This is a genomic window from Staphylococcus sp. B1(2026), assembly GCF_058895785.1.
This window is the reverse complement of the sequence record NZ_JBZXTS010000010.1, coordinates 1-24,756: the sequence shown is the minus strand read 5'-3', so window position 1 is coordinate 24,756 and position 24,756 is coordinate 1. Positions and strand designations below refer to the sequence as shown.

The following is a 24,756-nucleotide window of genomic DNA, read 5'->3' as shown; positions in this document are numbered from 1 at the left end:
TTGACAATTAATTACTCTATCACGTAAAATTAGTAATGTTGTAATTGAAAACAACAACAATAAATATCTAGGAGGTGTAATCATGGCAAATATTAAATCACAAATTAAACGTGTTAAAACTGCTAAAAAAGCTAATGAAATTAACACTGCTAAGAAAACTGAAATGCGTACAGCAATCAAAAAAGCTAAATTAGCTAAAGCTGAAAATGCTGAAAACGTAACTGAATTAGTATCATTTGCTGTTAAATTAATTGACAAAGCTAAAAAATCTAATTTAATTCACAGCAACACAGCTGATCGTTACAAATCTCGTTTAATGAGCAAATAATTTTTATAAATTCTCGCGAGTGTTTATAAAACGAGAATAGCGTCAACTATTCAAAATAAAAAGGTCTGTTTTCAGACCTTTTTATTTTTTGCCTAATAATGATAAAATCAATAATTCTAAGACCATTTTTTTATCTAATGATGACGATTTTAATTGTTTATCACATTCCGCTAATTGAACCATAATATCATACAAAGAAGTTAATGAATAAGTTTTAATCTTATCTACAGTATACTTCACACGATATAAATTTTTCTGCTGCAATCTAGAGGCAATTTCATCTAATCGATAGCCCTTACTTTGTAATAATTTCACTTGGTACATAATTCTAAACTGACTAGCAATTAAAGCAACTAAAGCAATTGGTTCATGACCAGTTAATAGTAAACCTTCTAGTAATTCTAATGCCTGTTGTCCTTGATTTTTCAAAATATATTCACTTAATTTAAATACATTTTGCTCTAAAGTAGGCACAACATTTTGTTCGATAATTTCTTCTGTAATTACTTCATGACGACCAACAAATAAAATTAATTTAGTTAATTCACTATCTATTTGTGTAATATTATCATGAGTTAACAATAATAACCGTTCTAAAGCACGAGGTTCAATAGTCAAATGATGTTCTCTTAATCTATTATTAATCATGTTTTTCAAAGTATGACTATCTGGTGTTTCAGCCGAATAAACATAACCTTGTTTTTTTAATTTTTTTACAATATTTTTTCGTTGATCAATTTTTTCTGTTGGACAAATTAAAACCAAAATAGAAAATGGTGCCGGATTATCTAAATATGTTATTAAACTTTCCAAATCTTGCTTTATTGCTTCTTTTTTTACTTCTGACGATAAAAAATAACAGTTTTTGCAAATAATGACTTTATTATCAACTAAAAATGGTACAGTTGATGCCTCTAATACAGCCTCTGAAATATTACTATTATCCATATCATAAGTTATAACAGAAAATTCATCTTCTGTTGAAATATAACGATTAATAATTTTATCTTGTGCTTGTTGAATAAGAAAAGTTTCCTTGCCATACAATATAAATAACTGTTGATTTTGTTTTAATTGTAAATCTAATTGTTTCATTTAATAAATGATAACCTCTCTTGTAATTTTGTTTCTAACCACCAAAAACCTAATATATAGTGATATCTTATCATGCCTGAATTTTGAGTACTATAAATATGGTCAGTAAAATATGCTAAACGATTTAAAGTTACTCGATGTGGATGATGATAACGATTATTCACACCTGCTGAAATAATCACATCATCTGGCTGTATCTTTTGTAATAATGGTAAACCACTACTCGTATGACTTCCATGGTGACCTGCTTTCAAAACATTAATATGAGGTAAATAAGTCATATAATGTCGCTCTTCTTCACTAGTCGCATCACCTGTAAATAAAAATGTACGCCCACCAATCTCACCATATAAAACAATTGAATTAGCATTAGTATCTTGAATAGGATAATCTTTATCAGGTGAAATAACAACAAATTGTAGATTATCTAAAACAATCTTCTCACCTGTAGCTACTAAACGAATATCAATTTGATGCGCTTCAGCATAGTTGATAATATCTACCATTTTTTCGTGCTGATAACTATTCCGTGTCATCACTAATTGTTTAACATTAACATGTTGTAAAATATTCAAAGTATCACCCATATGATCAAAATCAGCATGTGTTAATACTAATATATCAATTTGTTTAATTCCTTGTCCTTTAAAATAGGCATTAAAAATTTTATCATACAATGATTGTTTAAATTGTCCGCCTGTATCAATCATCATCGTCTGATGATTAAATGCTGTTTCAATAATAATACTATCACCTTGTCCCACATCAACAAAACTTACAGTTGTTGACCATTTAATACTATTTAACACAATCCATATAATAACCATTAATACTGTCGTAATGGCTCGATAATAATACTTAACAGTTAACAGATAAAGAAAATAGAGAATCATTATCGTCAATATTATCAACGCTAACGAAGACCATGCGCCTACAATTAATTGGTCAACAAGTGTACTACGTAGCCAAGTAATAAATATATCATTTAAATTAATGACTAATTGACAAGTATCATGACTTAAACTAAATAAGTTATCAGAAATCATATAACATAAAGCCAGAAAAAGTATAATTGGAAACAATATAATTGTAAAAAATGGGATGTAAAGTAAATTAGCAACGATACTTGCTAATGAAATAGTGTAAAAATAACTGATTGTTAACGGTAAAAGAACAATTTGACATAATAAAATGGTTAAAAATGATTTTATAAAATTATTATGTAAACTTTTTAGTTTATCATTAAATAAAATCAAGGCATAAGTAATGGTAAATGATAGCTGAAAACCAACATCAAATAATATTCTGTAATTAATAATCAGGAATAGCATCACCAAACTATTTATACAATCAAATTTTGTTAACTGCAGATTTTTAGCTAAATCTAATAATATGACCATTAACACTGCTCGTATAATTGGCATATGCTGTCCTGCTAAAATCATATAGGCAAGTAACAAACTATATTTAATCATGGCTTCAATCCATAATATAGTAATAAATTTATTTAATAATTTATTTATCAATGTTAGCAAAATAATAACATGACTACCAGAAATAGCTAATAAATGCACTAAACCTAATATTTGATAATCTTCTTTCACCGTATTAGATAAGTAACTAGTTTCTCCCCATACCATCGCAATAATTAAGGCACTTAATTTTGTAGGATGCGTTTGATACATATTAACTATTAATTGATGACGATAATTTTCGAGCCATGTTATTGGTGAATACGTTGGGATAGATTGACAAGTCATCTGTTTAATATGCGCTTCATAATAGATATGATAAATTCACGCATATTGTTGATAATTAAACTGATGAAAATTTCTAGCTGGTGAAATAGATGTTACACTTGCTTTGATATTACATGTCACAGGTACTGACTTAAAAGGCAGTGTTTGTTGAATTTGATAATGATATTTAACACGCTGATGATCTAAAATTGCTTCACCTGTCATCATTTGATCTTTTTGACTATATGGTTGTGTAATAGTTATTGTCGTAATATGTTGTGGTTGGCTAGGTATATTCATTTGTTGATAGCCAATATATAAACCATAAACAATTAATAGTCAATAATTCAATTTTATTTTATGTTTTTTACACATCAAAGTGATAATACCAAGTAAAAATATAGCATATAGATAATGGTGTGTTAAAGTTACAATAAGTGTCGCCATAGATAAAACATAAATGAAAAGTTTAATAATATAACCTCCTTTTTGTTATAATCTATGTTCTATTTGTTGTTGTAAAACTTCTAAACTATAGGGTATTTCTTTAATCATTACGCCTGCTTTATTTAATAATTCAAGTGCATACGCATGATTATGATAGTTATTTGCATAATAAATTTCACTAATACCAGCTTGAATAATTGATTTAGTACATTGTAAACATGGAAAATGTGTTACGTAAATACTAGCACCTTCTGTTGCTACACCAAATTTAGCACATTGCAATAACGCATTCATTTCAGCATGTACTGTACGTATACAATGATGATCTACTACTTTACACCCTTGTTCAATACAATGTTCATCACCAGTAATAGAACCATTATATCCACCTGCAATAATTCTTTTTTCTCTAACAATAGTGGCACCTACTGATAATCGCTGACAAGTTGAACGTAATGCTAAAATATGACTTTGTGCCATAAAATAATGGTGCCATGACATTCTCTCCATAGTATCCCTCCTAAATAGTATTATCATATCATATTTTATATTAGACAGCTATTTTGTTTTTAATACGTTCAAAGAGTTTGTCACCAATTCCTTCTATTTCTTTAATTTCTTCAATTTGATGAAAACGATGTTGCTGACGATACTCGACAATACTCTGCGCTTTTGTTGCACCTATGCCTGGAATATTTTGTAACTCACCTACGTCTGCTTGATTAATATTTATTTTATCAGTATGCTGTGTCGTTGATAATTGAGATGAATCTGTTGTATTTTCTAATTGACTAGGTATATAAATCATCATTTCATCAGTCACTTTAGCACTCAAATTAATTGTATTCGTATTCGCTTTAGTTGTTAATCCACCTGCCTTACCTATTACATTTAAAATACGATCTTGTGATGTCATATGATAGACACCTGGATGATTTACTTCCCCCTTAATATCAACTAATATATCTTGTTGTGTCATATTTTTTTGCTCTATTTCTACTAATTTTTTAGGTGTTATAATAGATATCGCTTCTGGTAATTTATTTTGTGTTTGTATTTGTTGAAATAACATCGTAATAGCACCTACTACGAGTAAACTTGTAATTAATAGTACTTTTCAATATTTTTGAATGATAAGTTTAACTAATTCCATTTTCATCCTCTCCTATTAATTATATACACTAACAAAATATTTTTTCTAAAAAAAGACTAGTATAAACTAGTCTTTTTGGCACACTATAAATAATCTTGCTGCATTAGTTTCTTGTTGTTGATTAATATCAAAATCATAGAAAACATGATTAATTGTAAACCCTACTTTTTCAAGTAAATCAATATAAGTTGCTGTATCATATGTTTGTTCTATATGTTGTTCTTCAATACGTTGATATAAATCATTGGCATACTGTTGATAAAAAATTAAATCATGAATAATTTTGCCATTATCTACTTCATCACAATACCAAATATAACTTACTTCACCATCATCATACTGATAAACTTCGTCTCTAGCAAATTGTTTAATTTGATTTAATGTATGCACATCAAACAAAAAAACACCGCCTGTTGTTAAATGCTGATACACTGCTTTAAATGTTGCAATTACTTCTTCTATAGTTAGTAAATAATTCAAAGAATCACATAAAATAGTAATATAGTCCACTTGATGACCTAAATTAAATTCAGACATGTTTTGTTGCATAAACGATACTGTTGGATTTTTTTGTTGCGCTTGCATCAACATATCTGATGAAAGATCAATGCCTATTTTATGGGTGATTTCAGGTAGATTGGCTAACATTAGGCCTGTTCCACAAGCAATATCACACCAAATAATTTCATCATTTTGTGGTTTAAAATGACGAATCAAACGATACCATTGTTGATACTGTTGTTCATCTTGTAAACTATCATAAAGATGACCTATTTGTTCATAAGACATTTATGCTAAAACCACCTTTGGTAAATCACGATATAATCTATCTAATTTGTAATAATCTCTTTCTTCTTTATGGAAAATATGAACAATTACATCACCTAAATCAACTAAAATCCAACGTGCATTATCAGCACCTTCAATATGATTGATCGCAAAACCTGCTTTTGTCACTTCATCCTTAATTTCTTTAGCAATTGCTTCTACTTGACGTTCAGTATTAGCTTCACAAATGATTGTATAATCTGTTAAAATACTGTAATTTGTCATATCGATGACCTCAATATCTAAAGCGTGTTTACTGTCTACAGCTTTATAAGCAATTGTTAATAATTCTTTAATTTCTTTTGTCATGTGTTCTCCTTAAAATTCCTTAAATTTATAATCATTGTATAGTTCAACCAAAGTTGGAAAAATCATTACTTCCTTACTAATTAAAAACTGTAATGTATTCAAACAAATTTGGTAAATTGCTTTATCTATATTATCAAAAGCAATATGAGCAACTTGTTGACAAGCTGCATGTGTACGACCGGGTTCAATATAATCTGCCACAAAAATAATTTTTTCAATATCTGACATACCTACACGACCAATCGTATGATAAGTAATTGCTAAAGCAATATCTTGATCTAGCAATTGATATTCTTGTGCTAATTTTGCAGCTGCAGCAGGACCATGTAAAACTTCACTACCATAGTCTAACAATCTCTTATCCATTTTCGCATGTTTTATATAATTACGCATCACTGCCTCATCTTCATATTTACAAATATCATGCAATATAGCTGCAATAGCAATTTTTTCTGGATTAACATCAAATTTTCTAGCTAATTTTAATGCTGTCTCTCGCACTCTTAAAGAATGTTCGAAACGATGCGTCGGTAAAAGTTGCTTAGCTAAATTTATCGCTTGTTGTTCTTTCATAAAGATGGTTCTCCTTAATATACTTTTCGCATTCATAAGGTAATAAAAAACTAATACTTTGTTGGTTAAAACATTTTTGGCGAATTAAAGTCGAACTCAATTCAATTAATGGCATCTTAATCAAATGTACTTGATTAGGTATTTTATCAGGAAGAGCTATATACGGACGTTGTACAGCCACAAAATCAATTAATTGTAATAATTCATCAATTCTATGCCACAAATGTAAATCAGTTAATCTATCACCACCAATAATAAAATAAAAATGTGTATCTGAATACATCTGTTTTAATTGTGTTACAGTGTCATATGTATAACTCATTTGTTCTTGTTTAATTTCTATATCAGTAATTTTTAACCATTCGACATTTTGAACTGCTAAATTTAAAATAGCTAGTCTTTGTTCACTTGTTGCATAAGGTTTATTCTCTTTTAATGGTGATTGAAACGAAGGAATTAACCAAATTTCATCTAAATTCAATTGTGTTTTCACTTCATTAGCAATCATTAAATGACCTTGGTGAATCGGATCAAAAGCACCACCATACAAACCTATTTTTTTAGACATTATGGTAACTCTATCTTTCTATATTTTTCTTGTGATGAGCGTTTATATAATACAATTGTTAAACCTATTAATTGTACTAACTCTGCTTTTGTTAAACGTGCTAATGTTTGCGAAATTTCATGTTTATCTTCTTCACAATTTTGTAAAATACTTACTTTAATTAGTTCTCTTTTTTCTAAGACTTCATTTACTTGTTGTACTAGATTTTCACTAATCGCACCTTTACCTATTTGTACTATTGGTGTTAAATGATGCGCTGTACTTCTTAAATAACGTTTTTGTTTACCTGTTAACATTTATTTCTCCTTTAATTTATTTTCTAATATTGTTATAACTGTATCTGTTGGCATAGATTGGCCTGTCCATAATTCAAAAGCTTTTGCACCTTGATAAACTAACATAGATAAACCATTAATTATCGTTGCACCTTGTCTTTGCGCCTGTTGTAAAAATGGTGTAATTAATGGGTTATATACTAAATCATAACAACAGGCTGTAGATGATATTGTCGTCAAATCAATTGGATAGTCTTGAGTATAGCCTGCTGTCCCTATTGGTGTTGTTTGAACAATTAGATCATATTCAGCTAAACTGTTAATTTCTTCAAATAATTTAAATGTAATAGGATAGTGACTAAAATCTTGTTGTCTAGCAAATTGTCGATTAATTAGTGTTATATCTTCTGCACCTTGATAAAATAAAGCCGCAACAACCGCTTTTGCAGCACCACCTGCACCTATAATTAAAATTTTCGAATGAATCTTATCAGCTTGATTAGCATGATATAAACCTTGCAAAAAACCATAACTATCCGTATTATAGCCTATTAATCTTTGATCCTTTTTTATAATTGTATTAACTGCACCTACTCGTTGCGCTGATTCATCTAATTCATCTAATAAAGTGATAATTTTTTCTTTATATGGAATAGTCACATTAACGCCAGATAAATTTTCAAAATATAATGGTAATTGTTTTAATTCTGTAGGTAATAACTCTATCCTACTGTATTGTGCTTCAATATTTAATGTTTTAAAAGCAAAATTATGCATTTCAGCTGATAAAGAATGACCTAAAGGATAGCCTATTAATCCATATTGTTTCATTTATATAATTGACTTTCTTGTAAAAACTTCTACACTCTTCGGTGCATGAACCGTTACTTGAATATTAGCTTCATTTACTGTTATCCAACCTAAACCAGAAATAACAATATCTGTCTTTCTATCTTTTATTGTCAATTGATGTGACACCATATCTTTGAAAAAAGTTATATCTTCTTCAAATGGTGGTGCTAATAACTGACCTAATTGTGTTGCATATAAATGTTCAGCTTTTTCTAATTTTGTACGATGAATATTTAAATCATTTGAAACATATACAGTAAATGCGTTTCTACCACCTTTTAAATAATCAAAACGGGTTAGACCACCAATAAATAATGTTTGTAATTCATTTAATTGATAAACACGTGGTTTAATTTCTTTCTTAGGAAACATTAGTTTTAAACTTTTATGTGTTAATAAATGTGCCATTTGATGTGATTGAATAACTCCCGGTGTATCAAAAATTGCACTACCATCATCTAATGGAATTTCAATTAAATCTAAAGTTGTGCCTGGAAAATGCGAAGTTGTAATCACATTTTTCTGACCTAAAGCTTCTTCAATAATACAATTAATAAACGTAGATTTACCTACATTGGTTGTTCCCACTACATAAACATTTTTATCCTCACGATAATGTTCAATAGCAGCCATTACTTCTTTAATGTGATGACGTTTCGTTGCTGAAATTAAATAGACATCATCTGGTTTCATGCCTAATTCTTTAGCCATCGTGTAAATCCATTGTTTAATTTTTTGCGCTTTAACTGATTTAGGTAATAAATCTACTTTATTAGCTACTAAAATGATTTTTTTATTACCCACAATGCGTTTTAATCCTGGAATCCAGCTACCATGAAAATCAAAAATATCAATTAAATTAACAATTAAGCCCTCTTCTTTAGATAAACTGTTTAACATAGCTAAGAAATCTTCACTTGTTAAATCAACATCTTGAATTTCATTATAATGTTTTAAACGAAAACAACGTTGACAAATAGGGTCACTATCATTTTCGATAGCTTTATCAATCGAAGCTTTCGGTGCATAACCAAGCGCTTTTTTATCAGTTATCTGTATTGGTACGCCACAACCAATACAATTAAAATGTTGTGTCATATTTTTCTCCTATTAAATAAATCTTTTAATTTGTTTTTCAATAAAACGATTACCTTTTGTGATTAAACCATCTGTTTTTTTAATTGGATTAACTAAAATATTGAATACATGTAATCTATTTGCACCTAAAATATCTGTTAATAATTGATCACCCACAATGCCAATTTCAGAAAGTGGTGCATTTAATTGTCGCATAGCTGTTAAAAAACCTGAATTCAAAGGTTTTTTGGCATTAGCAACAAAAGATATATCTAAAGTATCACAAAATACTGCTACACGTTGACTATTATTATTAGAAACAATAATTATTTCAATATTAGCTGCCTTCATCTCATTTAACCATTTTTTTATTTCTTTAGTCGGATAAATAACATCCCAGCCAACTAAAGTATTATCTAAGTCACATACTAATGCCGTTAAGCCATATTGGGCTAATAATTGTGGTGTAATATCATAAATTGAATTGACGCTTAGACTAGGTTTAAAATATTTTTTTAACACGATAAGGCTCCTTTTCATTAATATCATTTATATATTGTATCATGTTTTTACCGCGATAGATACTACCTAGTTTAGATAAAGTTAGCTAACTTTTCTCCCATTTTGATTGTGCCGTCACTAGTCATAAAATGCCATTCAATAGTTTGTGATTTAAATAATAACACAACAGTTGAACCGAATGAAAAATAACCTACTTCTTGTCCTTTTACCCACTCTGGCGATTCATAAGTTACTTCGATTGAATTTACATTTAAAGCACCAACGTCAATTTTAATATACTCGTGTTCGGTTTGTTTATCTTTTAATAATTGAATCAAACGATAATTCGTTTCTAAAATTTGTTCACCATAAGTATAACCTAATTCATTAACTGGATATGAAGCTTGCCCTAAAAAATATTCTTTTTCTAAATGAGCATCACTTAAAGCATGAATTCGATGATAATCAGCCGGACTTAAATATATCATCATATATTTACCGTGAACAAATTGTTGTGCTAAACTAGCATCACCTAATATTTCTGCAACTGAAAATGAATGACCTTTTACCATAATCGTTGAGGTTTCTGTAATATCTCCATAATCGCCAATTGTCCCATCTACTGGTGAAATTAAATCACTATTAGCTAAAGGACGTGTTTCAGGTTTCAATCGACGAATAAAAAACTCATGTAATGATTTAAATTCAGTGATCGGTTGCTCCACTTCACTCATATCTATATTAAATGTTTTTTGATATTGTGGAATAATTTTTCTACTCAAAGTACTTTTACTTACTTTTCTCAATGTATTAGCCATTAAAGGATGACTTAATGTTTTCAACATAGTTTTAACAACTTTTTTCTTCATAATAACTCCTTTTTTAAATATATCGACTATATATGATACTATCACTTTAAATTCTAATATGCTATAATAATACTATCATCTTACAGAAAGTAGGTTTATGATTTTGTTAAAATTTTCAACTAAAATACATGAAAACCTGGCTAACTCAATTACAATTTTAAATTTAATTTTTGGTTGCATTTCCATTATTTTATCAATTAATGCACAATTTAATTGGGCAATTGCATGCATTATTATCGCAGGTATTGCCGATAGATATGATGGTAAAGTAGCTAGAAAATTTCAAATTGATTCTGAACTTGGAAAACAATTAGATTCTATGGGCGATGTAATTAGTTTTGGTGTCGCACCAGCATTATGCATTTACTTATCACAATTTTTACCAATTAATGATCCTATCGTATATTTATATGGTTTAATTACTGTTTTTTATATGGTATGCGGTGCATTTAGACTTGCACGTTACAACATTATTGGTACAACTGATGGTAATTTTACTGGTGTACCTATTACAGCATGTGGTGTTTTACTTACATTTTTCTTAATCGCACGCCAATTTATTACACCATTTAATTTTGCAATGATCATGATTTTATTAGGTTATTTAATGATTAGCCGTATTAAAATAAAAAAATTCTAATACAATACTAGCCAGCTTTTTTTTCAGCTGGCTAGTATTTTTACTATCACTTTAATGATACTTATATTAAATTTTTTCTACTAAAGCATTAACAACTTGAGAAGAATGCTTAGCAGCTATTGGTAAAAATTCATCAAATGACATTTCGGATTCATGATTAGCTAAATCACTAATTGCTCTTGTAATAATAAAGGGTGTTTTAAATTGATGACAAGTTTGTGCAATCGCTGTCGCTTCCATATCAATTGCTAATACACCCGGTAAAATGTCTTTAATATGATTTTTCATTTCATTTGTCGCGATAAATGAATCACCTGTTGCAATTTGACCAATTAAATAATGATGATTAAATTGTGACATAACTTGCTTACATTGCTCAATTAATTGTAAATCACAAGCATAATATTCAGGCATTTGAGGTATTTGTCCTATTTGATAACCAAATGCTGTAGCATCAGCATCATGATAAATACAATTATTAGCTATGACGACATCACCTATAGCAAGTTTTGTATCAATACCGCCAGCAGATCCAGTATTAATTACATGAGAAATATTAAATGTTGATAATACAATCGTTGTTGCAATAGCAGCATTCACTTTTCCTATACCACTTTGTAATAAAACAACTTCTTGTCCTGCTAATTGTCCACGATATAATTTAATATGTGCTATTGTTTGCTCTTCTTTATGCTGTAATTGTTCTTTTAAAATTTCGATTTCTTGTGCCATTGCACCGATAATTGCAATCATATTATGTCCTTTCTACATAAAAAGATTGGGATAACCCAATCTTAATTTACTGATAGAATTTCAATTTCCATTTTATCTTCTGGGCCTGTTGGTAATGATACAAATGCTTTATCACCCACATTACGTCCTAATAAAGCTTGTGCAATAGGCGATTCATTTGAAATTTTAAATTCAAATGGATTTGCTTCAGCACTTCCGACAATTTTGTATGTTTCAGGTTCACCATTCGGTAATTCTCTGAATGTTACTTCAGCCCCTAAATTAATACGACTATCATCTTCATTATGTTGAATAATTTTTGCATAACGAATCATTTCTTCCATTTCTAGAATTTTTTGTTCGATAAAACCTTGTTCATCTTTTGCTGCATCATACTCAGAGTTCTCAGATAAATCCCCAAAACTACGTGCAACTTTAATTTTTTCAATAACTTCTGGACGTCTAACTTTTATATAATGTTCTAAATCTTGTTGTAGTTTTTCGTACCCTTCTTGGGTCATTTGATATTCTTTTTGTGCCATATTTTCCACCTTTTTCTCTTGTAGTTATCTTTATTATATAGTTATTCTTTTGATTTTGCTACAATTGATTTTATTTTTGTAATAATTAAATCAATTGCGACATGATTACTGCCACCTTCTGGAATAATAATATCAGCATAACGTTTAGTTGGTTCAATAAATTGCATATGCATAGGTCTAACAACTTCTAAATATTGATTAATGACAGATTCCATTGTTCGATTACGTTCTTTAATATCACGCTGCAAACGACGTAAAATACGTAAATCAGCATCAGTATCTACATAAATTTTAACATCCATTAAATCTCTTAATAAAGGATTTTCTAGTGCAAATATGCCTTCAATAATAATGACATCTTGAGGTGACATTGGTATTGTCTTATTTGAACGTGTATGTTGTTTATAATCATAAGTAGGTAATTCTACCTTTTGACCTGCTAACAATTGATATAAATGATCAGTTAATAAATCATTATCAAAAGCTAATGGATGATCGTAGTTAGTTGTTAATCGTTCTTCAAAAGTCATATCACTCTGATCTTTATAATAATAATCTTGTTCGATTAAAGCAACTGAGTGGCCTTCAAATGCAGCCATTATTTTTTGAGTGACACTCGTTTTACCCGAACCTGATCCTCCAGCAATACCAATAATTGTAGGCTTATTCATCATGATTACATTTCCTTTCTCATCATATTCATTGGATAAACACGTTGTGGTACTTTAAATCTAACCACCTGTAATGGATGACGTGCGGCATCAAGTTCTTGTCCATCTTCATCATAAATTTTATCAATAACCATTCTAAAATTTTGTTCTAATTCTGGACCAAAAAACTCTACTTCTTGACCTGGTTTAAAATGATTACGTTGTTGTAATGTCACAATACCAGTTGCTTCATTGTAGTCTAAAACTAAACCAATAAAGTCATAATTTGTTTTCTTGCCACCTTCTTTACCAAACATCTGTTCTTTATAACTTGGTATACCTTCAAAGAAAGCTGGGGCAGTATCACGATTAGCACATTTATGCAATTCATTTAACCACTCTGATTTTATAATAAAATTATCTGGATTTTCACAATAAGCATCAATTACTTTACGATAAACCGATGTTACAGTTGCAACATAATGAATTGATTTCATACGTCCTTCAACTTTTAATGAATCAATACCCAGTTCAATCATTTTAGGAATAGATTGAATTAAATTTAAATCTTTAGGACTCATTGCAAATGGTGTTGCATGTTCTTCAAATACTGGTTGTTGATCATCAACCTCTACTTCTTCTAATAATTGATAATCCCAACGGCAAGATTGACAACATCCCCCACGATTCGAATCACGTGCTGTCATATGATTACTTAATGTACAACGACCTGAATAAGCAATACACATAGCACCATGAATAAATTGTTCAATTTCAATATCAGTATTATTTTTAATTTCTTGAATTTCATCAGCACCGGTTTCACGTGCTAATACAACACGATCTAAACCTTCATCTTGCCAAAATTTGACCGCTTTCCAATTAGTTAGTGATTGTTGCGTACTTAAGTGAATTTCTAATTTTGGCGCAACACGTTTACAAGTTTCAATAATTAAGGGATCTGCAACAATAATTCCTGTTGCCCCTGTACCTTCTAATTTTTTTAAGTAATCTTCTAATCCTACCATATTTTCATTATGTGCATAAATATTTGTTGTAATATATAATTTTGTGCCATATTTAGCTGCAAACTGTGCACCTTCTGTAATTTCTTCGATAGTAAAATTATCTGCATTTGAACGCAAACCGAATTCTTGACCACCTAGAAAAATAGCATCAGCACCGTAATGTGCCGCAATTTTTAATTTTTCTAAATTCCCTGCTGGGATTAATAGTTCAGGTTTTTTAGTAATTACTCTTTTACCATCAATAATTTGTGAAATTTTATCTTTAACTAGTGTACTCATATTACCTCCTAATACATTGTTGCTTTAAAGAAGAAACCTGTATCTAATGGACGAAGTTCAGGTTGTAAGACTTCAATATCTGCATACCATTCATACTTTTCATCTTCAAATGCTTCAGGATCTTCATAGTATGTATCAATAGCTTGACGATAAATATCTGTCACAGCTGTAATATAACTTTGTGAATGTAAAATACCATCTATTTTAAAACTATCAATATTTGCTTCGAACAAAGGTTCAAGTTCTTCAATACCACATAAATCTGCTGGACTCATAATATGTGTACCATTAACATCTTCAAAAATAGGATAACGATTATCACGTTCATTATCGAATAACACTAAGTTATCTGTATTCTCATAGCGTTCTATTAGCATCGCCTTATCTTGATACATAAAATAATTACCTAACAATTTACGTTTTGATTGAAACATACATAACATGCCATGCACTTGCACTTCAATCTCAACATTAGCATTTTCTTTAATTTCAACAATTTCTTCTAAAGTTAATTCTTTAGCTAATACAGCACGAGTGGCACCTTTTTGTCCCCAATAATTACATACAAAATAGTTTGTTCCTGTTGTATGTGTATCCCACTGTAAAGGTATATCAATACCAAGTTCTCTAACAATTGTAATAACTGCTGGGTCCCCAAAGACTAAAGCATCGACTTTAATTTCATAGCAAAATTCAATATAATTTTGTAAATCAGTTAAACTTTCATTATGAAATAAAGCATTGACAGCTACATAAACTTTTTTATTGGCTGCATGTGCTAATTGCACTGCAGTTGCTACTTCTTGGCGAGTAAATTGACCTGCTAAGCGCAAACCAAATTGTTGTTCACCGATAATAAAAGCATCGGCACCTACTTCGATTAATTCTTCTATATGTTGAAGAGATTTAGGTGTGACTAATAATTCTGGTTTCATAAATTCTCCTCTATTTCTTTCTTGGGACACTAATTGCTACACCGTCACCAATTGGTATAATCACAGTATCATAATTTGAATGCTGCATTAACCATTCATTAAATTTTTGTATCTTTCGTACCATCTGTTTAACATTACGTGAACGCACAACAGAAATATCCGCAACAAAATCTTTATATAACACATTATCTGTAATAATCATTACATCTTTACTAAATAATGGTTCGTACAATTCAAAAAATTTTTTAGACTGACTTTTGGCCGCATCAATAAAAACACAATCAAATTCACCATATTGCTGTACTTTGTCAAATGATTCTAACGCATCTTCTAAAATTGGTACAATATGATGTTTAAATGGTGCTTGTTGTAAATTAATAAGCGCTTGCTGATATCTTTCTTCATCTCGTTCAATCGTTACAATTTGACAATGAGGTAAAACTGACGTCATTTGTAAAGCTGAGTAACCAATGGCAGTCCCTATTTCTAAAATTTTCTTAGGTTGTTTTAATCTTAACCATTGTAAAACCATTGCCAAACTTGCTTTATCCATAATAGGTACACTGTGCACACGTGCATAATTTTCTATCTCTTTAAAAAAAGTATCACTTTCTGGCAATAAAGATTTTATATACTGTTCATTGACTGTCATTATACTTTCCCTTCTAAGATAATTTATATCTTATCTATTTTAGCATATTTGTTTGAATTTTTCATTAAAAATTCTATGCATAACTGACAAAATAATCATATGTAAAACCTAGTCTTACAATGTAAGTCCTAGGTTTTTCTTCATTCTTTTTGTATTGATGCTAGTATTAATTTCTTCAATATTGGCATTAATACTGCGGGTAAATTTTCTACCCCTTCTATAAAAATCGCATGATTTCCGTAAATATTCGTCATTGTTTGTTGTTCTGCTTCTGTAATTTCTGTTTGACTTAAGTAAATATTCAAAACATAAATACCGCGTCGTTGTGCTTCAATGACCGCTTCATAAGTATCTAAAATACCATTAGCTTCATAATCAAAGGCTGCTGGCTCACCATCACTAAACACTAATAAAAATTTTTGTTGTTCTGGTCTTTTCATTAATTGTTCTGTCGCAATTCTTAAAGCATAACCATCACGATTATCTTCCATAGGTTGTAACAATGTGATATTATAACCACTATTTGATGATAAACTTTGTTGATAAGGTACGACATTTAAGAAATGATTCGGTTGTGACGTCGTTGTCACTTCAAAAGCATCTTCATAAAACCCAATAATTTCGTGACGTATCATCAATGATTTTAAAGATTCATGAAATAATACAATGCCTTTTTTAGTTTCTTCCATTTTATCAGACATTGAAGCTGAATTATCTACAAGTAATAAAAATGTTGCATCTATTTCTTGTGATTGATTTTTCTTTTTATAAAACACTTTAGGAAAATCATCAGTAAATAATGGAATTAATTGTTTTTGTAAACGCCCTTTTAATAAATTATGATAACGATCTTGTTCTTTATGTTGTAAAGTTTTATTAATCATTTTAACTAATTTATTACTATAACCTTGAGTTGCTTTTACATCTCGTTGATATGTTAAAATATCTATTTTAGTATTATCAACTTCATCCCAGATTGTATACGCATGTCGATTTGCAAAACCATATTTCATTTTGCCACCATCGACTTGGCTTCCTTCATGGTCATCATCTTGTGTAGATGTCTGACTACGTCCTTTACCTTCTACAAATCCCGTTACTTCATCAGACTCATCACCTTCACGTGCTTGATCGGCTTTAACAAAAGCATTACTGCCATGATCAATGTCAGCTTGCATGTAAGCGCCATCTGTTTTAGCACTCTTTCTTTGACGTATACCTACTTGTTCTTCTTGTGCTTCCGCTTGTTTATTACTATCATGACCTGTTAAAACAGTTTGACTATCACGACGTAATAGATCATCTATTGTCCAATCTTCATTTACCTTTTCATAAGCTAATTGTGGTAAATAAAAATAATCATTTAACATATCTGCTGATAAGCGTTCAGATAACAAATAAACAATACTTAATGTTAAGTCCACACTATCTTCTGTAGATTTATTGTCATATAAACTATTTAGTTTATGGTAAATCATAGACATCACTTCATCTAAAGTTGTATTAAATTGAGGTACATCATAGAAATTATCTGTTAATACTGCAATCGCAATTTCAATCAAAACTAAATCTGTCCATGTTGTTTTTGTACGATAAACTTCTCTCTGAGATTGAAAAAACTCTAAATAAGTTTGACGACGTATTTTAAAAGCTTTTTTAGTCCCTTTACGATGTTGTTGTACTAGCTCAATCAAACGATGATTTTCTAACAATACGAATAATTGTATCGCAAATCTAGATAATTGTGATAATGCTTTAACTTCTATTATAAATTCTTTAATTGTTTTAATATCACTATGATATAAAGTACCTAATGTTGTTAAAAAAATGTCTGATTTTAGTCCTAATCTTTCAATATGTCTTTCACGATGTTTCCAAAAATGACTAATACTCACCGTACTTGATTCAAAATCAAAATAAGTAAACTTTTTAAAATCCACTTTAACTTCAGCATTATCACATAATGTTTTAGCTAAATCAGTCATTTCCATTAATAAAAAACTATCTATTCTCTCATCATTAAATGCAATCCACTTCATGTTATTGCACCCCTCTACTAATGTTTGATTAAAGGTTTAATCTCTTTAAATTTATTGGCAACCGTATCAATTTTAGTTGAATTACCTACAACACAATAGGCATCAACTTGTAAACAAGCTTGAACTAATTCTGCCAAGTCACGAATTTTTTGTGAAGTACAATCTAAAACTTCATTACGCTCTTGCTGTAACTCTTCTACTGTACGATTAATTAAATAACGATTAAATGCTACACGTCCTTTAGTTGACACACTCATTGGACTATCCAATTCACTCACTGTACCAATGATATATTTTGTCATTTGACGTTCATTAATATCAAATGTTTGAATATATTCAACTAATTGACTATAACTGGTTAATGTTTCATCAATATTAGGGTCTCGATATGAAGCTAAAGCAAACAGACCATTACGATTACTCACATTAAACGCACCATAAGCACCACCCTGTACTCGAATAGTTTGCCATAAATAATCATAACTTAAAATAGTTTTTAATACTTTTAACGCACCAGTATAATTAAAACCTAATTCTTTAAAATTACCACCTTGCGCAACATAGTTAACCTCTTCATTAGCGACAAAAGCTTCATTTGAAATTTGATATTTAGGTTGTAATTCTTGATATGAGTCATTCTCTAAATGTAATTGAGCTAAATAAGTTGGCATTAATGTTTGTACTTGCTGATAAGTTGCTTGATTGCCTGTTACACCAATAATCAATTGATGTGGCGTGACTAATTTACGCATTACACCTGTCAATCTTGCTAGTAATTGATCATAATTTTCTTCGAAACTATTTAATGTATCAACTAAAAATTGATAATAACTATATCCTTGTAATAAATCAGCAATTTTACCTTGAGAAGATACATAACTTGATAAACGCTGTATGGCTACCATATGTCCAGAACGATTAAATTGCATTTCATAACGAGATTTCAATATCAATAAACGTTCATAAATTTTAGATTTATTATCAAAATTAGTATGTAATAAAATTTCAAAAATTAATGCTACTAATTCTGGTAACTTACTTTCTAATGCTTTACCTTCTACTATAAATTTTAGATTATTATCTTTATCACTTAAAATAGAAAAATCATAATTAATACCGCCCACTTGTTTATTTAAAGCAATAATTAATTGATCAATTGTATAATTATCTGTTTCTAAATATGCTAATAATGACATTGCTAATGTAGCATAGGGTAAATCTTCTAATGTTAATGTATTCGCATCAAAATAATATCGTACATAGCTAATACCTGAAGTCGGACCTTCATAATGTAAATATTTTGCCTCATGATCTTTCACAGTAATTGCTAACTCTTCAACATTTCTATCTAAGTCTTGTAAAGTTAATAAAGGTATTTTAGCTAAATCTTCTTCATTGTCTTCTCTATTTTGCTCTTCTAATAAACGTTGTGTCGTCATAACCATATCATCTAATTGTTCTTCAGACAACTGTGCTTTATAGGCTTGTAACTGTTGATGTAATTCTTGTTCTTTTTGTTCAATCAAATTAACTTTCGGTACTAATGTCAAAGTAATTTGATGTTGATTATTTAATAAATATTGTTCAATTAATGATTCAAAATAACCTTCTTGGCTCAATTGACGTAATTCTTTAAACAAAGGTTCGATTTTAAAACGTTCAAAAGGTGAAACATCATATAACCATGTGCTTAAAGCACTAACTGCATAAATAACACCTTTTGGATAACCTTCTTGATTAGCTGATTCACGTAAATTAAATTCAGCACGATTAATTTTCGCTTCAATAAGCTCTAAATCTAAACCTTGTTCTACAATATTTTGTAAAGTAGTTATGACTAATGTGTTAAATGTTTCAATATTTTCTTGTGAAATATGTTTAGCAGTAATTGAAAAAACACCGTGTTTCATTGACATATCTTCAAAACCACCAAAAATATCTTCAGATAATTTAGATTCTAACAATGCTTTTTTTAATGGTGACGATTGATCAGCAAATAATACATCCGATAAAATTAATAAACTCCAGTATTTCATATTATCTGTAACATTATTTATAGCATAGCTCATATTAAAATAAAATTTATTATCTGTCTGTTCTTCTTCAGCTACAGAATAATACAATGTACGATTTTCAATTGTGTCTAATTGTCTTTGATCATATTCAATCGATGCCATATGTTGCATGTCAAATTGGTCTAAAACTTTGTCTAAACGTGATAATTGTTCATTAATATTTAAATCACCGTACATAAAAACATACGCATTACTTGGATGATAATAAGTTTGATGAAAATCTAAGAACTTTTGTTGTGTTAGTGTTGGAATACTTACTGGATCACCACCTGATTCATGTCGATAAATTGTATCGGGAAACAGTGCAGACTCGATATTTCTAAAAAGTATCGTTTCAGGACCTGACAACGCACCTTTCATTTCATTATAAACAACACCTTTGTAAATCAGGTCATCTTCTTTATTTTCAAGATGATAATGCCAACCTTCTTGCATTAATGTTGTCTCTTTATCATAAAAATTAGGAAAAAATACCGCATCTAAATAAACATCCATTAAATTATTAAAATCTTTATGATTGCGAGATGCGACTGGATACATTGTTTTATCAGAAAATGTCATAGCATTTAAAAAAGTATTTAATGAGCCTTTAGCTAATTCAACAAAAGGCTCTTTTGATGGATAATTTTTAGAACCACATAACACAGAATGTTCTATAATATGTGCAATACCATTATCATTATATGGTGGTGTTGAAAAGTTAATTGAAAATGTCTTATTATCATCTTTATTTAACATAAAAACAATTTTAGCTGCCGTTTTCTTATGTTCAAATAAATAACCTTCACTATTAACATCTGGCAGTAATTGTTGATCTATTAATTGAAATGCTTCATTATATGTCATTAAATTTCCTCCTCAAACCAGGTGTCCATAATATTATAGACTGCTTGTTGTTCGCGTTCATCTTCTAATTTATCAATAATAGCACGCTGAATAGCACGTGTTACTGGCATTTTTGTTGCCAAATCACAAGCATCTAAAATAGCTCTAATACTTGCTGCATCTTCTGAAATTTGACCATTTTTCACTTGAATTCGAATATCATTTGTCAATTTGATCATCGTATCAATGATGTGTTCATCTTGAAGTTGCGATTGTTGTTGAATAATGTTCTTTAAAACTTGACCTTCTGCATAATCCACATGTAAAACAACAAAACGATTTTTAAAAGCTTCATTCATTGGCAATGTACCAATATAACCTTCATTAATGGCAGCTATAACATTAAAACCTGGTTGCGCCACAATAACTTCGCCAGTATAAGGATTCGTTAATCGACGACGATAATCCAACACACTATTTAAAATAGGTAAAGTTTCTGCTTTCGCCATATTAATTTCATCTATGTACAATAGATGTCCTTCTTTCATTGCCTTAATCACAGGACCATCAACAAATACAATTTGTTGCTTACCTTGTTCATCATATTCAATTGTTTTAAATCCTAAAATACTTTCGGCATCTAAATCAACTGAACAGTTAATACTGTACATAGGTTGCTTTAAATATTCACTTAAAGATTCTGCCAATTTTGTTTTACCCGAACCTGTTGGTCCTTTTAATAATAAATTTTTATGCATATCCATAATAATTTTCGCATCATTTAATGTATGTGCATCTGCACTTAAATATGTAGTTATTGTCATATTATCACCCACTATATTTTAGACTTATAAAAGCTTCTATTTTCTAAAGGAAAAATTCTTTCACTAAATTCACCTGGTTCTACTGTCGCTAAATTTTTATCAAACATCATCATACGTGCATCAATATTATCAATAAAATGAATCATCTCAGCTTCAGGAATTAATGGTAATTTTGGTGAACCATATTCTAATTTCCCATGATGTGCCAATATCATATGACGCAATAAAATAACTTCTTCTTGCTCAACATCAATGTTTAACTCTCTTGCTGCTTGTGCAATTTCATCAGACATAATAACAATATGTCCTAATAAATTTCCTTCTACTGTATACGTTGTATTTACTGGCCCCGATAGTTCTTTCACTTTCCCTAAATCGTGTAAAATAATGGCACTATACAATAATGACTTATTCAATGATGGATAAATTGTCACTAATGCTTCTGCTACTTTTAACATTGTTGTAGAGTGATAAGCTAGTCCACTGAAAAAATCATGATGATTCGTCATTGCAGCTGGAAATTGAAAAAATTCTTTTTGATATTTTTTTATAAGATGATACGTCAAATCATGTAAAACTTGATTGTCAATTTGTTGCATATAAGATTTTAAAGTTTGGCCCATATCTTGCACAGATACTGGTGCCACCTGCATAAACTGTTCAGCCGTAACATTATCTTCTTCTTGAGACAAACGATAAGATACAATTTTCATTTGCAATTTACCACGATAATCGATTACATCACCTTGCACTTTAATAATATTACCACTAACTAATTGTAATTTATCTTTTTCTTGTACTTCCCAAAGTTTTGCTTCTATGTCGCCACTTTTATCACGAAATTGAATCGTCATATAGTTTTTGCCTTGATTTGTAACACCTATTTGAATTTTATTAATAAATAAAAAGTGATCTACTTTACTACCCGCTTTAAAATTTTTAATATTTTCCATAAGCCCTCCTTATTTATCGTATAATTGATTTAATTTGTTAATTTTTTTATTAATAATGTCTTTGTAACTTTCATTGTATGATTTCGGATCTTTTGGATTAGCGAAATTATCAATCTTTTTAGTTAATGGATGAATTAATTTACTTGATGCACCACAACCCAATCCAATAATTGTTTGTACTTCTTCCATAATTAAAATATTATATAAACTTGCCATTTTTTCTTTAGCATATCCAATATTTTCTAAATTACCTAAAATATTTTTCTGACGATATAAATAATAAGGGTAATAATGATGCTGTTCGGCAAATTGACGAGATAATGACATCATATACTGCACCTCTTCGCGAGAAGCAACAGGATATTTTTGTTTGTTTTTTGTCATCATAGACGCACGTTTGAAACTTAACGTATGTACTGTTAAACTTTCTGGCATTAATTGCTTAATTTGTTCTAAAGAATGTTGTAAGTGTGTTCTATTTTCTCCAGGTAGCCCTACAATTAAATCCATATTTCTATTATTCATATGATATTGACTAGCTAATTTAAATTTATTAATAGTTTCTTCTACTGTATGATGACGTCCAATAGCTTTCAAAGTTGCATCAGTAAAACTCTGTGGGTTAACACTAATACGATCAATACCATATTTATTTAAAACTAATAACTTATCTACTGTAATTGTATCTGGTCTACCTGCTTCAACCGTCACCTCACGCACTTTAGCCATTGGAATATATTGATAAACCGTTTCATAAAGTGCATCCATTTGCTCAGCTGTAATTGCCGTTGGCGTCCCACCACCAAAATAAATTGTCGTAACAGCAATATTATGTTTTGTTAACCATTGACCTATTGTTTTAATTTCTTCATGTAAACCTACTAAAAAATCAGGCACTCGTAATTTTTCAGTTTTAATAGAATAGGCAGGAAACGTACAATAAGCACATTTTGTAGGACAAAATGGAATCCCAATATAAATACTTACCTCATTTTGCAAATGAAATAAATCAGGTAATACTTTATATTGTTCCGTCACAACTTGTTGTAATAATTTTAATTTTTGTGGATGAAGTAAATATTGTTCAGCCAATTGTTGATGAATCTGTTGATGTGTTAAACCTTGTTGCAATAATTTATGATAGAGCTTAGTCGGGCGAATTCCAGTTAAAATCCCCCATTCTTGCACAATGCCAGTATACTGTGTTAATGCAGTGATTAATAATCGACTAATCGCATGTTTTTTTGTTTTTCTTTGTGCATCTTCTGACAAACCTTCTAATTGAACATCATTATTATAAGTATAACTATTACTTTGTTCATCTATCAGAATTAGTTGAAATTGACATTTATCAAGATGAGATTTTTCCGTGAAATTTAACGCTAAATAAGAAGAAGGCTGATGATCAAAAAAGACATCAGCATCCTCAAAATACAAATTAATAATATTAGTAATAGTTAAACGATAAATTTCTTTATTTAATCCCTTAACAACAAAATTATTTGTATTATTTTTCATTATATAATTCTTCTAAAGGTTTCATTACAATTTGATTTATTTCTTGAATTAATGTATTTAACCTTTGCTCTGCTTGCATTAATTGACTTACTTTGTCATTTGCCAATGCTTCTTCTTGTAATTGTTGAGCTTCTGATTTTTCTTCTTCAGTTAACTCTTCTCCTGCTTGCATTTTATTATAAAAATTCATTTGGAAATTTCTAAACTTCTCCAATAATGTTTTTGCGGCAGCGTCCTCTTCCACATGTTTAAATGTATCTTTTAAAGAAGCATACTCCTCTGTTTTTCTTAATGCACTTTCTAAATTATTAGCATAATCATAAATATTGATTGACATATAAAATTCCTCCTAGTTTTATAATTATATTATACCTTAAATTAATAATATTGGCTAGTTTACTGAATGAATTAATTGCGATGTAGACTATTTTTTTGATTGAGCATTAAAAA

The 24,756-nt window shown here is 29.6% G+C and carries 28 protein-coding genes; 2 read left to right on the top strand and 26 right to left on the bottom strand.

Annotated elements, in window-relative coordinates:
• Positions 1-82 precede the first annotated feature (82 nt).
• The gene (gene rpsT / locus AC5EAH_RS03130) at positions 83-328 is read left to right on the top strand and encodes a 30S ribosomal protein S20 (RefSeq protein WP_493493296.1); all 246 of its coding nucleotides are present in this window, start codon (positions 83-85) and stop codon (positions 326-328) included.
• Between the two features lie 81 nt (positions 329-409).
• On the opposite strand, the gene holA is transcribed toward rpsT, so the two are convergent.
• From holA to asd, 14 genes are all read right to left on the bottom strand, one after another.
• Positions 410-1,423 carry a DNA polymerase III subunit delta gene (gene holA / locus AC5EAH_RS03125; RefSeq protein ID WP_493493295.1) on the bottom strand — a complete coding sequence of 338 codons (1,014 nt, stop codon included), beginning with the start codon at positions 1,421-1,423 and terminating at the stop codon, positions 410-412.
• Entirely contained in the window at positions 1,420-3,183 is a 1,764-nt protein-coding gene (locus AC5EAH_RS03120) for a DNA internalization-related competence protein ComEC/Rec2 (RefSeq protein WP_493493294.1), read from the bottom strand. The genes holA and AC5EAH_RS03120 overlap by 4 nt, the downstream gene beginning before the upstream one ends.
• 36 nt (positions 3,184-3,219) lie before the next feature.
• Positions 3,220-3,462 (bottom strand): hypothetical protein, encoded by a 243-nt coding sequence (locus AC5EAH_RS03115; RefSeq protein WP_493493293.1) that lies wholly within the window; start codon positions 3,460-3,462, stop codon positions 3,220-3,222.
• Between the two features lie 192 nt (positions 3,463-3,654).
• Entirely contained in the window at positions 3,655-4,119 is a 465-nt protein-coding gene (locus AC5EAH_RS03110) for a ComE operon protein 2 (protein ID WP_493493292.1), read from the bottom strand.
• Between the two features lie 40 nt (positions 4,120-4,159).
• Complete coding sequence (locus tag AC5EAH_RS03105; protein WP_493493291.1) at positions 4,160-4,681, bottom strand: helix-hairpin-helix domain-containing protein; 522 nt, start codon at positions 4,679-4,681, stop codon at positions 4,160-4,162.
• Between the two features lie 147 nt (positions 4,682-4,828).
• Positions 4,829-5,551, bottom strand: coding sequence for a class I SAM-dependent DNA methyltransferase (locus tag AC5EAH_RS03100; protein ID WP_493493290.1), 723 nt, complete (start codon positions 5,549-5,551; stop codon positions 4,829-4,831).
• Entirely contained in the window at positions 5,552-5,899 is a 348-nt protein-coding gene (gene rsfS, locus AC5EAH_RS03095; protein WP_493493289.1) for a ribosome silencing factor, read from the bottom strand.
• Positions 5,900-5,908: 9 nt separating this feature from the next.
• Positions 5,909-6,472 carry a bis(5'-nucleosyl)-tetraphosphatase (symmetrical) YqeK gene (gene yqeK / locus AC5EAH_RS03090; protein WP_493493288.1) on the bottom strand — a complete coding sequence of 188 codons (564 nt, stop codon included), beginning with the start codon at positions 6,470-6,472 and terminating at the stop codon, positions 5,909-5,911.
• Positions 6,441-7,040 carry a nicotinate-nucleotide adenylyltransferase gene (locus AC5EAH_RS03085; protein ID WP_493493287.1) on the bottom strand — a complete coding sequence of 200 codons (600 nt, stop codon included), beginning with the start codon at positions 7,038-7,040 and terminating at the stop codon, positions 6,441-6,443. Before AC5EAH_RS03085 ends, yqeK begins: the two co-directional genes overlap by 32 nt.
• The gene (gene yhbY / locus AC5EAH_RS03080; RefSeq protein WP_493493286.1) at positions 7,040-7,336 is read right to left on the bottom strand and encodes a ribosome assembly RNA-binding protein YhbY; all 297 of its coding nucleotides are present in this window, start codon (positions 7,334-7,336) and stop codon (positions 7,040-7,042) included. Before yhbY ends, AC5EAH_RS03085 begins: the two co-directional genes overlap by 1 nt.
• Positions 7,337-8,146: a shikimate dehydrogenase gene (gene aroE, locus AC5EAH_RS03075; protein ID WP_493493285.1), complete on the bottom strand. Its 810-nt coding sequence runs from the start codon at positions 8,144-8,146 to the stop codon at positions 7,337-7,339.
• A complete protein-coding gene (gene yqeH / locus AC5EAH_RS03070; RefSeq protein ID WP_493493284.1) occupies positions 8,147-9,265 on the bottom strand; it encodes a ribosome biogenesis GTPase YqeH in 1,119 nt (372 codons plus the stop codon).
• 12 nt (positions 9,266-9,277) lie between these two features.
• Positions 9,278-9,766, bottom strand: coding sequence for a YqeG family HAD IIIA-type phosphatase (locus AC5EAH_RS03065; RefSeq protein WP_493493283.1), 489 nt, complete (start codon positions 9,764-9,766; stop codon positions 9,278-9,280).
• Positions 9,767-9,837: 71 nt separating this feature from the next.
• Positions 9,838-10,614, bottom strand: coding sequence for an archaetidylserine decarboxylase (gene asd, locus AC5EAH_RS03060; protein WP_493493282.1), 777 nt, complete (start codon positions 10,612-10,614; stop codon positions 9,838-9,840).
• 103 nt (positions 10,615-10,717) lie between these two features.
• Here asd and pssA point away from each other — a divergent pair, with 103 nt between their 5' ends.
• Positions 10,718-11,254 carry a CDP-diacylglycerol--serine O-phosphatidyltransferase gene (pssA, locus tag AC5EAH_RS03055; RefSeq protein ID WP_493493281.1) on the top strand — a complete coding sequence of 179 codons (537 nt, stop codon included), beginning with the start codon at positions 10,718-10,720 and terminating at the stop codon, positions 11,252-11,254.
• A 66-nt stretch (positions 11,255-11,320) separates the two neighbouring features.
• Here the strand turns inward: pssA and AC5EAH_RS03050 are convergent, their stop codons facing one another.
• The 12 genes from AC5EAH_RS03050 to AC5EAH_RS02995 all read right to left on the bottom strand — a co-directional run bounded on the left by AC5EAH_RS03050 (position 11,321) and on the right by AC5EAH_RS02995 (position 24,643).
• Positions 11,321-12,007, bottom strand: a complete 687-nt coding sequence (locus AC5EAH_RS03050) for a 5'-methylthioadenosine/adenosylhomocysteine nucleosidase (protein WP_493493280.1) — start codon at positions 12,005-12,007, stop codon at positions 11,321-11,323.
• Between the two features lie 41 nt (positions 12,008-12,048).
• Entirely contained in the window at positions 12,049-12,537 is a 489-nt protein-coding gene (greA, locus tag AC5EAH_RS03045; protein WP_493493279.1) for a transcription elongation factor GreA, read from the bottom strand.
• Between the two features lie 32 nt (positions 12,538-12,569).
• Positions 12,570-13,199 carry a uridine kinase gene (gene udk, locus AC5EAH_RS03040; RefSeq protein WP_493493308.1) on the bottom strand — a complete coding sequence of 210 codons (630 nt, stop codon included), beginning with the start codon at positions 13,197-13,199 and terminating at the stop codon, positions 12,570-12,572.
• 5 nt (positions 13,200-13,204) lie between these two features.
• Positions 13,205-14,485, bottom strand: coding sequence for a peptidase U32 family protein (locus AC5EAH_RS03035; RefSeq protein ID WP_493493278.1), 1,281 nt, complete (start codon positions 14,483-14,485; stop codon positions 13,205-13,207).
• Between the two features lie 8 nt (positions 14,486-14,493).
• Entirely contained in the window at positions 14,494-15,420 is a 927-nt protein-coding gene (locus tag AC5EAH_RS03030) for a peptidase U32 family protein (protein WP_493493277.1), read from the bottom strand.
• Positions 15,421-15,430: 10 nt separating this feature from the next.
• A complete protein-coding gene (locus AC5EAH_RS03025; RefSeq protein ID WP_493493276.1) occupies positions 15,431-16,072 on the bottom strand; it encodes an O-methyltransferase in 642 nt (213 codons plus the stop codon).
• 140 nt (positions 16,073-16,212) lie between these two features.
• Entirely contained in the window at positions 16,213-18,111 is a 1,899-nt protein-coding gene (locus tag AC5EAH_RS03020; protein ID WP_493493275.1) for a vWA domain-containing protein, read from the bottom strand.
• Between the two features lie 17 nt (positions 18,112-18,128).
• Positions 18,129-21,032 carry an insulinase family protein gene (locus tag AC5EAH_RS03015; protein WP_493493274.1) on the bottom strand — a complete coding sequence of 968 codons (2,904 nt, stop codon included), beginning with the start codon at positions 21,030-21,032 and terminating at the stop codon, positions 18,129-18,131.
• The gene (locus AC5EAH_RS03010; protein ID WP_493493273.1) at positions 21,032-21,835 is read right to left on the bottom strand and encodes an ATP-binding protein; all 804 of its coding nucleotides are present in this window, start codon (positions 21,833-21,835) and stop codon (positions 21,032-21,034) included. Before AC5EAH_RS03010 ends, AC5EAH_RS03015 begins: the two co-directional genes overlap by 1 nt.
• Positions 21,836-21,846: 11 nt before the next feature.
• Positions 21,847-22,788: an HD domain-containing protein gene (locus tag AC5EAH_RS03005; RefSeq protein WP_493493272.1), complete on the bottom strand. Its 942-nt coding sequence runs from the start codon at positions 22,786-22,788 to the stop codon at positions 21,847-21,849.
• A gap of 9 nt (positions 22,789-22,797) precedes the next feature.
• Complete coding sequence (locus tag AC5EAH_RS03000) at positions 22,798-24,306, bottom strand: coproporphyrinogen III oxidase (RefSeq protein ID WP_493493271.1); 1,509 nt, start codon at positions 24,304-24,306, stop codon at positions 22,798-22,800.
• Complete coding sequence (locus tag AC5EAH_RS02995) at positions 24,296-24,643, bottom strand: YlbF/YmcA family competence regulator (RefSeq protein ID WP_493493270.1); 348 nt, start codon at positions 24,641-24,643, stop codon at positions 24,296-24,298. The genes AC5EAH_RS03000 and AC5EAH_RS02995 overlap by 11 nt, the downstream gene beginning before the upstream one ends.
• Positions 24,644-24,756 lie beyond the last annotated feature (113 nt).

Coding starts and splice junctions, on each gene's coding strand:
- rpsT (WP_493493296.1), top strand. CDS start 83: ATGGCAAATATTAAATCACAAATTAAACGTGTTAAAACTGCTAAAAAA.
- holA (WP_493493295.1), bottom strand. CDS start 1,423: ATGAAACAATTAGATTTACAATTAAAACAAAATCAACAGTTATTTATA.
- AC5EAH_RS03120 (WP_493493294.1), bottom strand. CDS start 3,183: ATGACTTGTCAATCTATCCCAACGTATTCACCAATAACATGGCTCGAA.
- AC5EAH_RS03115 (WP_493493293.1), bottom strand. CDS start 3,462: ATGAATATACCTAGCCAACCACAACATATTACGACAATAACTATTACA.
- AC5EAH_RS03110 (WP_493493292.1), bottom strand. CDS start 4,119: ATGGAGAGAATGTCATGGCACCATTATTTTATGGCACAAAGTCATATT.
- AC5EAH_RS03105 (WP_493493291.1), bottom strand. CDS start 4,681: ATGTTATTTCAACAAATACAAACACAAAATAAATTACCAGAAGCGATA.
- AC5EAH_RS03100 (WP_493493290.1), bottom strand. CDS start 5,551: ATGTCTTATGAACAAATAGGTCATCTTTATGATAGTTTACAAGATGAA.
- rsfS (WP_493493289.1), bottom strand. CDS start 5,899: ATGACAAAAGAAATTAAAGAATTATTAACAATTGCTTATAAAGCTGTA.
- yqeK (WP_493493288.1), bottom strand. CDS start 6,472: ATGAAAGAACAACAAGCGATAAATTTAGCTAAGCAACTTTTACCGACG.
- AC5EAH_RS03085 (WP_493493287.1), bottom strand. CDS start 7,040: ATGTCTAAAAAAATAGGTTTGTATGGTGGTGCTTTTGATCCGATTCAC.
- yhbY (WP_493493286.1), bottom strand. CDS start 7,336: ATGTTAACAGGTAAACAAAAACGTTATTTAAGAAGTACAGCGCATCAT.
- aroE (WP_493493285.1), bottom strand. CDS start 8,146: ATGAAACAATATGGATTAATAGGCTATCCTTTAGGTCATTCTTTATCA.
- yqeH (WP_493493284.1), bottom strand. CDS start 9,265: ATGACACAACATTTTAATTGTATTGGTTGTGGCGTACCAATACAGATA.
- asd (WP_493493282.1), bottom strand. CDS start 10,614: ATGAAGAAAAAAGTTGTTAAAACTATGTTGAAAACATTAAGTCATCCT.
- AC5EAH_RS03050 (WP_493493280.1), bottom strand. CDS start 12,007: ATGATTGCAATTATCGGTGCAATGGCACAAGAAATCGAAATTTTAAAA.
- udk (WP_493493308.1), bottom strand. CDS start 13,199: ATGAATAAGCCTACAATTATTGGTATTGCTGGAGGATCAGGTTCGGGT.
- AC5EAH_RS03035 (WP_493493278.1), bottom strand. CDS start 14,485: ATGAGTACACTAGTTAAAGATAAAATTTCACAAATTATTGATGGTAAA.
- AC5EAH_RS03030 (WP_493493277.1), bottom strand. CDS start 15,420: ATGAAACCAGAATTATTAGTCACACCTAAATCTCTTCAACATATAGAA.
- AC5EAH_RS03025 (WP_493493276.1), bottom strand. CDS start 16,072: ATGACAGTCAATGAACAGTATATAAAATCTTTATTGCCAGAAAGTGAT.
- AC5EAH_RS03020 (WP_493493275.1), bottom strand. CDS start 18,111: ATGAAGTGGATTGCATTTAATGATGAGAGAATAGATAGTTTTTTATTA.
- AC5EAH_RS03015 (WP_493493274.1), bottom strand. CDS start 21,032: ATGACATATAATGAAGCATTTCAATTAATAGATCAACAATTACTGCCA.
- AC5EAH_RS03010 (WP_493493273.1), bottom strand. CDS start 21,835: ATGACAATAACTACATATTTAAGTGCAGATGCACATACATTAAATGAT.
- AC5EAH_RS03005 (WP_493493272.1), bottom strand. CDS start 22,788: ATGGAAAATATTAAAAATTTTAAAGCGGGTAGTAAAGTAGATCACTTT.
- AC5EAH_RS03000 (WP_493493271.1), bottom strand. CDS start 24,306: ATGAAAAATAATACAAATAATTTTGTTGTTAAGGGATTAAATAAAGAA.
- AC5EAH_RS02995 (WP_493493270.1), bottom strand. CDS start 24,643: ATGTCAATCAATATTTATGATTATGCTAATAATTTAGAAAGTGCATTA.